Below are 12465 nucleotides of genomic sequence, written 5' to 3'. Positions count from 1 at the left end.
TTTTAGAACAAAAGAACATTTCACCATCAGGGGCTGAAACTGAAGCTGATGGTGGTCATGTAGGCTGGCGAGCGTTAAGTGCTGTCAAGCAAGTGTAAAGTTGAGTAAAATCCCTCGACGGCCTGACTAAAGAGTGTATCGGGGCGAAGCCGGCCTGCCCGGCCGGAGAAGGATACGATGACGAAAGTGCTGCTGATCGACGATGACGTGGAGCTGACATCCTTGCTGTCCGAATATCTCGTGGACGAAGGATTCGATGCCCAGGCCATCAATGATGGCCGCGCCGGCGTCGAGGAAGTCCAGTCGCGCCAATATGACATCGTCGTCCTCGACATCATGATGCCGAAACTCAATGGCATCGAAATCCTGCAGCGAATTCGCAAGACGAGCGATATTCCGGTACTGATGCTGACGGCGCGCGGCGACAATATCGACCGTATCACCGGCCTCAATCTCGGTGCCGATGACTATGTCTCGAAACCCTGCACGCCGGACGAACTGGTGGCGCGATTGCGGGCCATTCTGCGACGCACCCAGCGCAACTCGGCCGACAGCGGGACCGGCGCGTTGAAGAGCGGCGACCTGGCGCTCAATCCGGGCACGCGCACGGCCGAGTGGAAGGACCAGCCGCTGGAACTGACCGGCGTCGAATTCAATATCCTGGAAGTGCTGGTGCGCAGCGCCGGCCAGCTTGTGTCCAAGCGCGACATGGCCAAGCGGGCCTTCGGCCAGCCGCTGGCGGCCTTCGATCGCCGCATTGATGTCCACATTTCCAGCATACGCCAGAAGCTCGGCCTGCAGCCCGACGGACAGTCCTGGATCAGGACCGTGCGCGGCCAGGGCTATCAACTGGTGACGGAGCGCTGATGGGGCGGATTTTCTGGCAGTTCTTCGCCGCTATCTGGCTGACGATCTTTGCCGCAATCGCCTTCATCACGCTTGCCAACAGCTATCTCAAAGTGCTGCCGCCGAAGGGAGGAATGCTCGAATCGCAGCGGTGGCAGGCGTTCGACACGGTTTCCCTGTTGATCGCCCGAGGCGAGATCGTGACGGCGCGCACCTATGTCGCGGCATTGGCGCAACCGCGTGAGCCGACGCTCGGCAAGTCCATGTCACCGCCCGGCGATTTCGGCGACGGGCCACCGGGACAACGGCGCGAGCCGATGCTGGTGACGATCACGCCTGCTCCCGAAATCATGGATGAGGCGACTTGCAGAGGTGAGAACCGGACGCAGCGAATGATATTCGACGCGAAGAACAGACGTTGCTATCATGTCGACGTGCCGGAGCTACAGCTCAGCTTCATCGAAAGCTATGCGCCCGAAATGCTGCCGCCGGCCGCCATGTTTCTGACCAGCATCGTCTCGGCTTATGTGTTGACGCGCTATCTTGCACGTCCGGTCATCGCCCTGCGTTCCGGGCTAAGCGCTCTGGCGGGCGGCAATTTCACCGCGCGCGTCGGCTCCCGCCGGGGCTGGTGGAATGACGGCATAACCGCGCTAGGCCACGATTTCGATGTGACCGCCGGCAAGCTGGAAGCACTGCAGGAAAACCAGAAGCAGCTCTTCCATGATGTGTCCCACGAATTGCGCTCGCCGCTATCGCGCATGCAGGCCGCCCTTGGTCTGGTCCGGAAAAATCCCGCCAAGCTCGATGCCATGCTGCCGCGCATGGAGCGCGAGATCGAGCGGCTCGACGGGCTGGTCGAACAGATTCTCACCCTCGCACGGCTCAGAACGCCAGATAATTTTATCATGGAGCGGCAAGCGGTTGATATACTCGATCTTGTCGCTGTCATCATCGATGACGCCGCATTCGAAGCCGAAGCGCGCGACATAAGGATCGATTTCGAGGGCGCGGAAAGCTTCGTCATGGAGGTGAATGGTGAATTGATCTACCGCGCCATCGAAAACGTGGTTCGCAACGCCGTCAAATATTCCAACGAAGGCAGTGTCATTTCCATCAAGGCAAAGACGCTCGGCATCGATACGCTGAACATCTCCATACACAATCTCGGGCCTTTCGTCGCGCCGGAGGATGTCGACCGCCTGTTCGATCCGTTCACGCGCCTCAATGCGAGTGACAGCGTCAGCGGTCATGGCCTGGGAATGGCGATCACCCGCCGCGCCATCGAGGCACATGGCGGCAGCGTCTCGGCGGTAAGCAATCGCAATGGCGGCCTGACGGTGCGCCTGCATCTTTCCAGAAGCGCAGAAAAGGCCGGAGCCTGACGGTTGTTACGCCTGAAAAAGGCCTAAGCTGCAAGCAACGACTTGAGGCGCACGGATGTCGAGGCGAGTTCCTGTTCCGGAGGCCGAACCCTCGCCAGGATCAGCATTTCCGCCAGCCTTATGTCTTTCGCCACGGCATTGCCTCTGCCGACACCACTGGCGGCTACGACTTGCCGTTCGGCACCGAGATGAAAGAGGATGAACGCGCCCGGGTCCCGTCGTTCGTCGTGACGCTGGCGACACTCTTCGCGGTCGCCGGGCTGACGCTTGGCCTGTCGGTCATCCTGGCCGGAAGCACCAGCGTTGCGCTCAAGGGTGGGCCGGCTGCCAAAATGCTGCTCGGCCAGTTCGTCGGCGGAAAATTCCAGGTGACGATCTTCTGGTGGATCGCAGCCGTCGCGATCGTCGGCTTCATTCTCAACGTCTCGCGCTTCGGCAACTGGATTTTCGCCATGGGCGGCGATCAGGTGAGCGCCCGCAATGCCGGYATTCCGACCGAACGCCTGACGATCTGGCTGTTCGTCGGCAGCGGTCTGTGCTCCGCCTTCGTCGGCCTCTCCCAGGCGTTGCTCTATAACAGCGCCCAGGTGGCGGCCGGCCAGTCCTTCATCTTCAATTCCATCATCGCGGTTGTCGTCGGCGGTGTGCTGCTTACCGGCGGCTATGGCTCGGTCGTCGGCATCGTGCTGGGCACGCTGACCTTCTCGATCATCAATCAGGGCATTTTCTACACCGGCTTCGACGCCAACTGGGCCTCGCTGATCATCGGCGTGCTGCTGCTGGCGGCCGTGCTGATGAACAACACATTCCGCACCATGGCGCTGAGTTACGCGCCGCGGATCAAGAAGGGGATACGCGGATGAAGACGCCTCTCATCAAACTGACCAATGTCTGCAAATCCTTCGGACCGATCGATGTCCTCAACGACATTTCGCTCGATGTCCACGCCGGCGAAGTCCTCTGCCTGCTCCGCGACAATGGCGCCGGCAAGAGCACGCTGATCAAGGTCTTCTCCSGCGTCCACAAGCCGACCTCGGGCACTATGGAAGTCGGTGGCAAGGCAGTCGAGTTCGAAGGCCCCAGGGAAGCAAGCGAGCATGGGATCGCCACCGTCCACCAGTTCGGCGGCACCTTCCTCTGATGAGCATCGGGCGTTCGTTCTTCGTCGGCGCGGAACCGACAAGGCGGGTCGGACCATTCACCGTCTACGATCGCAAGCGGGCCAACGAGATCGCCCTCAAGGAAATGCGCGAACTCGGCATCACCCGCATCGATGATGGCGACCGCCTGGTCGGCGGCCTTTCCGGCGGCGAGCGCCAGGCGCTGGCGATCGCACGCGCAGTGCATTTCGGCGCCAATGTGCTGATCCTCGACGAACCCACAGCGGCGCTCGGCGTGAAAGAGGCGGCGCATGTGCTGCGGATCGTCCTGCAGGCGCGGCAAAAAGGCATTGCGGTGATCTTCATCACCCACAATGTCGTGCATGCGCTGACCGTCGGCGATCATTTCGCCGTGCTGATCCGCGGCGCCAAGGCAGCCGATTTCCGCAAGGGCGAGAAAAGCCGAGAGGAGATCACCGATCTGATGGCAGGTGGCGAGCAGATGGCCGAACTGGAGAAGGAAATTGAGGGCTACATGGTGGCGCAGTCGGAAGCGGCTGAGGCTGCCATGTAGCGTAAGTGGAGAATTGCCAGCTCTATCGCATATGACTCAAAGACCCCTCCCCACAAGGAGGCGGGGCTTAACCTGCGGCTCCGCCGTGCTCCAATTGAGGCAAGGAGCGTGCCGCAAGTCTTCTCCCCTTGTGGGGGAGATGGCCGGCAGGCCAGAGAGGGTCTTTATCCCACATGCGATCGCCCTGCTCCCGAAGTCCGTCACCTCCACGGCGGACAAAGTTGCGGCCCGGGTCCGCCCGGGCCGCACCCTACAGATGAACGACAACGACGAAGAGAGTGCGAGACATGCCACAATGGGTAGAGGCCTGCGGGGTCGATGACGTCGAGACCGAAGAGGTGATCCGCTTCAACCACCAGGGCCAGACATTCTGCGTCTATCGCAGCCCCGATGACGCCCATTTTTGCACCGACGGCCTCTGCACGCATGAAAAAGTGCACCTCGCCGACGGCCTCGTCATGGACTATACGATCGAATGCCCGAAGCATAACGGCGTGTTCGATTATCGCACGGGCGAGGCCGTGCGCATGCCGGTCTGCGTCAACCTGAAAACCTATCCCACCAAGGTCGAGAACGACCGCGTCTTCATCGAGATCTGAACATTATGACCGCACAATTCTCTCTCGCCGCCTGCGCGGAAATGCTCTGGCGCGACCGCCCGATCGAATGGCGCGCGAGCAAACTGAAGGACATGGGTTTTGGCGTCGGCCTGTGGAACTGGCCTGCGCATGACATCGCCAAGCTCGAAGCCACCGGCGCCACCTTCACCATCATGAACGGCTATCTCACGGGCCGCCTCATCGATGACGAAGGGGCGGACGAACTGATCAGGACCGCGCGCGAAACGGCTCAGATCGGCAAACGGCTCGGCGTGCAGCGGCTCAACCTGCATGGCACTGGCCTCGGCGATCGCGGACTGCCCGTCCAGCCGATCGAGGTCGCCACCGGCGTGATGTGGCTCAAGGCGCGCGACACCCTTCTGCGGGTCGTCGAGCTGGCGGAAGAGGAAAACGTCACCTTCGCGCTCGAAAACCTCAACCTCCTGGTCGACCATCCCGGTGTTCCATTCGGCCGCGCCGAGGACACGCTGGCTCTGGTCTCCAGCATCGACCATCCGCGCCTGCAGCTCAATCTCGACCTCTATCACGTGCAGATCGGCGAAGGAAACCTGATCGAAATGTGCAAAAAATGCCTGCCCTGGATCGGCGAAATCCAGGTGGCCGACGTGCCCGGCCGATTTGAGCCGGGAACCGGCGAAGTCAATTGGCACGGTGTCGCCAAGGCGCTAAAGACTATGGGCTATTCGGGTCCGGTCGCCATGGAGGCCTATGCCTCCGGCGACCCCGAAACGGCTCTCGAAGCTTTTCGTGCAGCATTTACAGTGTGAGGTGGAAGAATATGGGCAATAGCAAACGGCCGACAGTGGCCGATATCCGCGCAATGAAGGCGCGCGGCCAGAAGATCACGATGCTCTTCGTCAGAACGCTGGAAGAAGCCGAAGCCGCCGATGCAGCGGGCGTTGATATGCTTTCCATCGAGGGCCGCTATTTCAGCCCGGAAATGCGCGAGGCGGCAGGAAAATGCTTCGTCCAGGTGGGCCTGCCCTATGGCCCCGCCGGCAAGCTGGCAACCGGTGACGACTATCTGCGCGAGGCCTTCCACTTCATGGCCATGGGCGGCGATTGCTTCTATTGCGCCGCTTCGCTGGATATCCAGAAATTGCTCGCCGACAATGCCGTGCCGGTCGTCGCCCATGTCGGCCTGATCCCGTCGCAAAACACCTGGACGGGCGGCTTCAAGGCCGTCGGCAAGACGGCCGACAGCGCCAAGGCCGTCTGGGATCACGTCAAGCGGCTGGAAACGATCGGCTGCTTCGGCGCCGAACTCGAAGTCGTGCCGGACCGTGTCGCCGAACTGATTTCCAAATCGACGCCGCTGATCATGCTCGGCATGGGCGCCGGCCCCGGCGCCGACGCGCAATATCTGTTCACCGAAGACGTCCTCGGCCACACACGCGGCCACAAGCCCCGCCACGCCAAGACCTATCGCAACTTCGCCGCGGAATTCGAACGGCTGCAGCAGGAACGGGTTTCGGCGTTCAAGGAATTCATCTCCGACGTCCAGACCGGCGCCTATCCGGCGACCCAGCACGTGGTGCCGATTTCCGATGACGAGTTCGAGAGTTTCAGGAAGCGCGTCACGGGCTGAAGCTCCAGGGTCGTCCGCAGCGACGTCGGCCTCCCTTCGGCGGCGTGAGCAATCCGACCTCTGGCTCGGCAGTTCCCACGACTGAATGGGGGCCTTTACCGAACGCAAATATGTCGGCATCGATACAGCAGCCTGAACGCCACGAGGCGACGACGCAAGCGGAGGATTATCCATGACGACATCGAGCACCGGCTTCTGGTGGGACGAGAAATGCTTTTGGCATTCCGGCGGCAGCTATGCCTTCCTCATGCCGGTCGGCGGACTGGTGCAGCCGCTCGCCGCCGGCGGCCTGCCGGAAAATCCCGAGACCAAGCGGCGGTTGAAGAACCTACTGCATGTCACTGGCTTGATTGAGGAATTGTCGGTGTCATCCACGCCGCCGGCAACCGAAGAGGAACTGCGCCGGGTGCATCCCGCCGCCTATCTGCAGGCCTTCAAGCAATTGTCGGATGGCAAGGGCGGCGAGCTCGGCGAGCGCACGCCCTTCGGCCCCGGCGGCTATGATATCGCGGCGATCTCGGCCGGGCTGGCGACCGAGGCCATGCGCGGCGTGCTTTCCGGCCGGCAGCGCAATGCCTATGCGCTGTCGCGCCCGCCCGGCCATCATTGCCTGCCCGACAAGCCGATGGGCTTCTGCCTGCTCGCCAATATCGCCATTGCCATCGAGGCAGCCTTCGCCGAAAAACGCGCCGGGCGCATCGCCGTCATCGACTGGGACGTCCATCACGGCAACGGCACAGAGACGATTTTTTATGACCGCGCCGACGTACTGACGATCTCGCTGCACCAGGAGAACAATTATCCGCGCGATTCCGGCCGCGTCGAGGATCGCGGCTCGGGCCGCGGCGAGGGCTGCAACATCAATATCCCGATGATCCCCGGCACCGGCCATGCCGGCTATCTGCACGCCTTCGAGCGAATCGTGCTTCCGGCGCTCCGTGCCTACAGACCCGACATGATCGTCGTCGCCTGCGGCTTCGATGCCTCCGGCGTCGATCCGCTGTCGCGCATGATGGCGTCGTCCAAGACCTTCGCCGAGATGACCCGGCTCGCCATGCAGGCCGCCGACGATCTCTGCGGCGGCCGCCTGCTGCTCGTCCACGAAGGCGGCTATTCCGAAGCGCATGTGCCGTTCTGTGGCCATGCCGTAATCTCCACGCTCGCCGGCTCGTCGATTACGGCACCCGATCCGCTCGCAGTGCGGCTCGATTTCCAGCAGCCCAATGCCGATTTCACCGCCTACCAGACGGGTCTTATCGACAAGATGGCCGAGGTCTTTTCGAGACACAGTTTCTAAGAACGAAAACTGCCATGTTCCGTCGCAGCAATGAATGCACTCCTGAGCCGGAAGAATTTACCGGCCAGGTTTGAATCTTCGTTGGTCCGATCCAAGAGGTCGGCAATCGTAATCCGGGCCATGATTGTTCTGGATTTCRTTTCTGCTACTGTGCTGGGCTCCGGCTCCGGGAGAGAGCCGCATAGATCAGGACGCATCCGGCCATGACCAAGGGAGTGACGCAACGCCGTTTGGCAGCGATCCTTGCTGCTGATGTGGTCGGCTACAGCCGCCTCATGGGCGTCGACGAGAATGGCACCCTTGCAGCGTTCAAGGCCCATCGACGCGAATTGCTGGACCACAAGATTGCCGAGCACAAGGGCAGGATCGTCAAGCATACCGGTGACGGCATGCTGGTCGAGTTCCCGAGCGTGGTGAACGCCGTCGCCTGCGCTATCGACATCCAGCAAGGAATGCGCGAGCGCAATCGCGATGTGCCTGAGGATCGGCGCCTCGAATTCCGGATCGGCATCAATCTCGGTGATATCATTTTCGAAGACAACGACATCTTCGGCGACGGCGTCAACATCGCGGCACGGATCGAAAGTGTAGCCAAGCCAGGCGGCGTTGCCGTGTCCGGCTCGGTCAGGGACAGTGTCGGCAACAAGCTTGAGCTTACATTCGAGGATACCGGTGAGCAGACGCTGAAGAACATCGAGCGGCCGGTGCGGGTCTATAACGTCAACCTCTTCCCCAACATTGCCCTCCCTGATCCGCCTGCAGCTCCGGTCAGTGCAAGGCCGGCCGCGAAGCCGCAGCCATCGATCGCGGTTCTGCCCTTCGACAATATGAGCGGTGATCCCGAGCAGGAATATTTCTCGGACGGCATCACCGAGGACATCATTACCGACCTTTCCAAGATTGCCGGAATGCTGGTGGTGGCACGCAATTCGAGCTTTGCCTACAAGCACAAGAGTCCCGATCTACGGGTCGTGGGGCGCGATCTCGGGGTCGCATTCGTGCTCGAAGGATCGATCCGCCGCGCCGGAAACCGTGTCCGCATCACGGCCCAGCTGATCGATGCAACAAGCGGCGGGCATCTTTGGGCCGAACGCTACGATCGCGAGATGACGGATATATTCGCGGTCCAGGACGAGGTGACCCTTCAGATCGTCCAGGCGCTCAAAGTGACGCTCCGGCCATCTGAAAAGGCGCTGCTGGCGGTCAATCGCACCAACAATATCGAGGCGCATGACTGCTTTCTGCGCGGACGTGAACTGTTGCTGGGATCGACCAAGAATCGCGACGTCTTCCTTCAGATCGTCGAAATCCTAAGGCGCGCGATCGACTTCGATCCCAACTACGCGGAGCCTTATGCAGGGCTCGGCATGGCTTATTGTCTCGACTTCCAGAACCGTTGGGCCGACACGCCAGATGGCCTTGATCTGGCCGCTCATTTCGCAGCACAAGCCATAGAAAAAGGACCGAACGAACCCTATGCGCATTATGCCGCCGCCGTCATTGCGATTTGGAAGCGAGACCTGGACGGTGCCAGATCCGCGGTGGAGAAGGCGCTGGAGCTCAATCCGAACTATGCGCTTGCTTATGGAACACGCGGTCTAGCCCTGGTCTATCTGGGCCATCCATTGGAAGCGGTCCCGGATATTGAGCGCGCCATGCGCCTGGAACCGGGTTTCTCTCAACAATACCTGCATTTCCTCGGTTCGGCCTATCTGGTGGCCGGTCAATACGAGGCGGCGGCAGCAGCCTTTCGCGAACGGATCCACCTTTCGCCGAAGACCGACCTTTCGCGTGCCTTCCTGGCAGCCACACTGGGTCACCTCGGTGAGGTCGACGAGGCCAGGCGCGTGTGGCAAGAGCTGAAAGACGTAAACCCGAAATATTCATTCGAGGGGCACCTGGCTCGCCTGCCGTTTCGGAACCAGGAATATGGAGACAGGATACGAGAGGGCGTGGCGAAGGCCGGGCTTACGGACTGAATGGTATCTCAGGGGCGAACGGGCGCGGCATTGAGATACCAATTCCCGGTTATGTCGCTCCTTTGGCCGTCCTGAACAAAGCGCAAATTTCCGCTGGCACAGCCCGACCGCTTTCTCCAGGCGGCCTTCCGCTCAGGCTCGCACGCTCACCGTACCCTAGCCGATATCCAGGCCGCGACGCGCTTCATCGCGGCCGCGGGCTTGGCGGACACATCGACATTGTGCAAAAAGCCGTGCCCCTCCCCCTCGACCACGTCGATAACGACTGTCCGTCCACAAGCCCGAAGCGCCGCTGCCATTTCAAGGCTATCGTCCAGCAGGGGGTCGTCGGCCGCAGCCATCAGGTAAACCGGCACGGATGAAGGCCGAGCGATGTGGGCGGAGGAATAGACGTTCTGCGCCGCGCCGCCGTTGGCAAGAGCGAAATAGCGCCCCACGCAGGCCGCATCGGTTCCATCGGCGCGATTTCCGCGTGCGAGCAGAGACGGGCTGTCGAGCCGGCCATCGGCGCCGTAGAAACTGCAGACCGCAATGACATTGGACCGCAGCGCCTGTGGCAGGCTGGCCTCCAGCGCCAGCGCTATCGCGCCGCCGGCAGAGTCGCCGCACAGGATGATTTTTCCGACGCCCATCCTCACCAGATGCGCGACGGCAGCCACGCCATCCTCGACCGGCGCCGGCGCGACGAAATCGGGTGCCAGGCGATAATCGACCGAATAAAGCGACAAGCCGCTCTCCCGGCAGAGCGCCACGGTGATGTCCGCATGCGTCAGCGGCGAGCCGACGATGAAGCCGCCGCCGTGGAAATAGACGATGGCTGCATCGCCCTGCCCCGACGCGGCATGCGCCAACACCCGAGCACTCCCGCCACCGACCTCCACCCACGCCGCCCACGCCGGCATCGGCTTGGCCCGCTGTCGCTCGTATTCACGTCGCAGCATCGCCACATCGCCATTCAGCCAATCGAGCGCCGGCGGAGCCGCGGCGGGTTCGCCCTCTCGCCGAGGCTCCCGCGATGTCATGCGAACCACCAGCGCTCGGCGCCGCGGGCGCCGTCGAGCGGCCAGCTGGCGGACAGCTTTTCGCCATGCATGACGTTGGAGCGCCGCGCATAGATCCAGTTGCGGAAGAACGGGATGATCGTGCCGCCCTTGTCGCTGACGATGCGCTGCATTTCGCCATACATCTCCGCGCGCTTCTTGGTTTCGATCTCGGCACGCGCCTCGATCAGGAGCTTGTTGAAGCGGTCATTGTCGAAATGCGATTCATTCCAATCGGCGCCCTTGGCATAGCCGAGCGAGAAGATGATATCCGGCGTCGGACGCTGGCCCCAGCCGGCCATGCAGAACGGCTTCTTCAGCCAGACGTCACTCCAGTAGCTGTCATTGACCTCGCGCTTGACCTCGACATTGACGCCGATCTTCTTGGCCATTTCGGCGAACAGCACCGCCATGTCCGTGGCGCCGGTAATCACGGTGTCGGCGGCCGAGAGCTGGATCGTCAGGCCGTCGAGGCCGGCCTTCTTGATCAGCGCGCGGGCCTGGTCGGGATCGTAGGGCCGCTGCTTCTGGCCGGCGTCATAGAAGGGCATAGTCGGCGCGATGGGCTGGTCGTTGCCGATAGAGCCATGGCCCTTCAGCACCCGCTTCATCAGCTGCTCGCGGTCGGTGGCGAGCTTTAGGGCCATCCTGAGATCGAGATTGCTGAACGGCTTGGCGTCACAGAACATCGGCATGCCGACATGCGTGCCGGACGGCACCTCGTCCACCTTGATGCCATCGTCCTGGGCCATCAGGTCGACGGTGTTGTAGTCGCATTCGATGATCGCATCGAAGGTGGTCGATTGCAGCGCCGATTGCCGGGCGACGACGTCATTGGCGGCGGTGAAATCGACCTCGTCGAAATGCGCCTTGTCCGGCTTCCAGTAATTGGCGAAACGCTTCATCGTTGCGCGCACGCCCGGCTCGAAACTGTCGAGCACATAGCCGCCGGTGCCGGCATTGTCGAGCGGATCTATCTTGCCGTCCTTGCCGAGCGGCAGCATGATCAGATGATAGTCGGTCAGCGCAAAGGGAATGTCGGCATTGCCCTGCTTGAGCTTCAGCACCAGCGTATTGTTGTCATCGACCTTGATCTCGTCGATGGCCGACAGCAGCGGCTTGGCGGCGGATTTCGACTGAGCGCCGCGATGCAGGTTGAGCGAGGCCGCCGCATCCTTGGCATCGAAAGTCTTGCCGTTGTGGAATTCCACGCCCTTGCGCAGCTTTAAGGTCCAGGTCTTCGCATCCTTCGACGCTTCCAGACTTTCCGCCAGTTCGCCGGTCACTGTATTGTCCGGGGCGATTTCGGTGAGGAAATTGTTGCGCGTATGGGCCATGGTGATCATGAAGCGCGAATTGTAGGTCGTCGGATCGAGCGTATCGGACGTGTTGCCATCATCAAGGCCGACGCGGAAGGTGCCGCCCTTCTTCGGCGTGGCCGCCGCGACTTCACGCGTCCAGAGGCTCGAAGCGGCTGTGACCCCCAGCCCCAGAGCCAACGCGCCCTGCATGAAGCCGCGGCGATTGATCCTTCCGGAAAGCGCATGTGCCTTAAGTTCCGATAATGCGGACTTGTTTTCGGTATCGGCCATTTCCGTCTCCATCCTGTTGATTGGTTCCCCTGCGAGCGCCCGGTTTTCAGGTCTTTCGCGGCGATCATCCTACGAGTGGTGACCAGTCTCGAATGAGCAGGATTTGGTGAAAAATGTGCAGGGTTTGGTTTCGAAGACCAGGACAATCGCTTGTGGCACACCCCCCTCTGTCCTGCCGGACATCTCCCCCACAAGGGGGGAGAGTGGATGGGGGCGCTCGCTCGCCTCCACTCTACCGTCGCATTCCCAGTGATGTTTATTTGGAGCGGTGAGCGTGCCACGAGTCATTCTCCCTCCTCACATGAGGATTTTGCTGTCAAGGTATGAGTTAGGGATTTCCTGTTTGTTCGACGGGTTGGCCTTCCTGTTCGTCCCGACCTTACGGTTTTGTATGGCATCGCGCGCAGAGCGGGGCAAGGGTCGGCCATCGGCCGGCCGCGTAGC

At 61.5% G+C, this 12465-nt stretch carries 9 protein-coding genes and 3 pseudogenes; 9 read left to right on the top strand and 3 right to left on the bottom strand.

Features of this window, described 5'->3' with window-relative positions:
- Positions 1–177 precede the first annotated feature (177 nt).
- On the top strand, positions 178–867 hold the full coding sequence (locus AC1DYF_RS33630; protein WP_477882363.1) for a response regulator: 690 nt from the start codon (positions 178–180) through the stop codon (positions 865–867).
- Entirely contained in the window at positions 867–2231 is a 1365-nt protein-coding gene (locus AC1DYF_RS33625) for a sensor histidine kinase (protein WP_477882362.1), read from the top strand. The genes AC1DYF_RS33630 and AC1DYF_RS33625 overlap by 1 nt, the downstream gene beginning before the upstream one ends.
- Before the next feature lie 23 nt (positions 2232–2254).
- Here the strand turns inward: AC1DYF_RS33625 and AC1DYF_RS33620 are convergent.
- Positions 2255–2455: pseudogene (locus AC1DYF_RS33620) on the bottom strand (oxidoreductase C-terminal domain-containing protein); the annotation flags it as partial.
- Between AC1DYF_RS33620 and AC1DYF_RS33615 the strand changes: the two are divergent.
- The 7 genes and pseudogenes from AC1DYF_RS33615 to AC1DYF_RS33585 all read left to right on the top strand — a co-directional run.
- Positions 2435–3094 (top strand): annotated as a pseudogene (locus tag AC1DYF_RS33615) (ABC transporter permease); the annotation flags it as partial. The pseudogenes AC1DYF_RS33620 and AC1DYF_RS33615 sit on opposite strands and share 21 nt — an antisense overlap.
- Positions 3091–3905 (top strand): annotated as a pseudogene (locus tag AC1DYF_RS33610) (ATP-binding cassette domain-containing protein). The pseudogenes AC1DYF_RS33615 and AC1DYF_RS33610, both read left to right, overlap by 4 nt.
- Positions 3906–4192: 287 nt before the next feature.
- Positions 4193–4504 (top strand): MocE family 2Fe-2S type ferredoxin, encoded by a 312-nt coding sequence (locus AC1DYF_RS33605; RefSeq protein WP_477882361.1) that lies wholly within the window; start codon positions 4193–4195, stop codon positions 4502–4504.
- Between the two features lie 5 nt (positions 4505–4509).
- The gene (locus AC1DYF_RS33600) at positions 4510–5292 is read left to right on the top strand and encodes a TIM barrel protein (protein WP_477882360.1); all 783 of its coding nucleotides are present in this window, start codon (positions 4510–4512) and stop codon (positions 5290–5292) included.
- An 11-nt stretch (positions 5293–5303) separates the two neighbouring features.
- Positions 5304–6113, top strand: coding sequence for a 3-methyl-2-oxobutanoate hydroxymethyltransferase (locus AC1DYF_RS33595; RefSeq protein WP_477882358.1), 810 nt, complete (start codon positions 5304–5306; stop codon positions 6111–6113).
- A 172-nt stretch (positions 6114–6285) separates the two neighbouring features.
- Entirely contained in the window at positions 6286–7410 is a 1125-nt protein-coding gene (locus tag AC1DYF_RS33590; RefSeq protein WP_477882356.1) for a class II histone deacetylase, read from the top strand.
- Positions 7411–7613: 203 nt separating this feature from the next.
- Positions 7614–9389: an adenylate/guanylate cyclase domain-containing protein gene (locus tag AC1DYF_RS33585; protein ID WP_477882355.1), complete on the top strand. Its 1776-nt coding sequence runs from the start codon at positions 7614–7616 to the stop codon at positions 9387–9389.
- A 146-nt stretch (positions 9390–9535) separates the two neighbouring features.
- Here AC1DYF_RS33585 and AC1DYF_RS33580 read toward each other — a convergent pair whose 3' ends face one another.
- Both AC1DYF_RS33580 and AC1DYF_RS33575 read right to left on the bottom strand, forming a co-directional pair.
- Positions 9536–10411: an alpha/beta hydrolase fold domain-containing protein gene (locus tag AC1DYF_RS33580; RefSeq protein ID WP_477882353.1), complete on the bottom strand. Its 876-nt coding sequence runs from the start codon at positions 10409–10411 to the stop codon at positions 9536–9538.
- Entirely contained in the window at positions 10408–12021 is a 1614-nt protein-coding gene (locus AC1DYF_RS33575) for an ABC transporter substrate-binding protein (RefSeq protein WP_477882351.1), read from the bottom strand. The genes AC1DYF_RS33580 and AC1DYF_RS33575 overlap by 4 nt, the downstream gene beginning before the upstream one ends.
- Positions 12022–12465: the final 444 nt, after the last annotated feature.

The sequence above is a fragment of the Rhizobium sp. P2_G9 genome (assembly GCF_056403475.1).
Note: the sequence above shows the minus strand (reverse complement) of the source record. Positions and strands in the feature narration are given on the sequence as shown.

What these genes read in the sequence shown, in the direction of transcription:
- AC1DYF_RS33630 (WP_477882363.1), top strand. Translation starts at nt 178, where the DNA reads ATGACGAAAGTGCTGCTGATCGACGATGACGTGGAGCTGACATCCTTG.
- AC1DYF_RS33625 (WP_477882362.1), top strand. Translation starts at nt 867, where the DNA reads ATGGGGCGGATTTTCTGGCAGTTCTTCGCCGCTATCTGGCTGACGATC.
- AC1DYF_RS33605 (WP_477882361.1), top strand. Translation starts at nt 4,193, where the DNA reads ATGCCACAATGGGTAGAGGCCTGCGGGGTCGATGACGTCGAGACCGAA.
- AC1DYF_RS33600 (WP_477882360.1), top strand. Translation starts at nt 4,510, where the DNA reads ATGACCGCACAATTCTCTCTCGCCGCCTGCGCGGAAATGCTCTGGCGC.
- AC1DYF_RS33595 (WP_477882358.1), top strand. Translation starts at nt 5,304, where the DNA reads ATGGGCAATAGCAAACGGCCGACAGTGGCCGATATCCGCGCAATGAAG.
- AC1DYF_RS33590 (WP_477882356.1), top strand. Translation starts at nt 6,286, where the DNA reads ATGACGACATCGAGCACCGGCTTCTGGTGGGACGAGAAATGCTTTTGG.
- AC1DYF_RS33585 (WP_477882355.1), top strand. Translation starts at nt 7,614, where the DNA reads ATGACCAAGGGAGTGACGCAACGCCGTTTGGCAGCGATCCTTGCTGCT.
- AC1DYF_RS33580 (WP_477882353.1), bottom strand. Translation starts at nt 10,411, where the DNA reads ATGACATCGCGGGAGCCTCGGCGAGAGGGCGAACCCGCCGCGGCTCCG.
- AC1DYF_RS33575 (WP_477882351.1), bottom strand. Translation starts at nt 12,021, where the DNA reads ATGGCCGATACCGAAAACAAGTCCGCATTATCGGAACTTAAGGCACAT.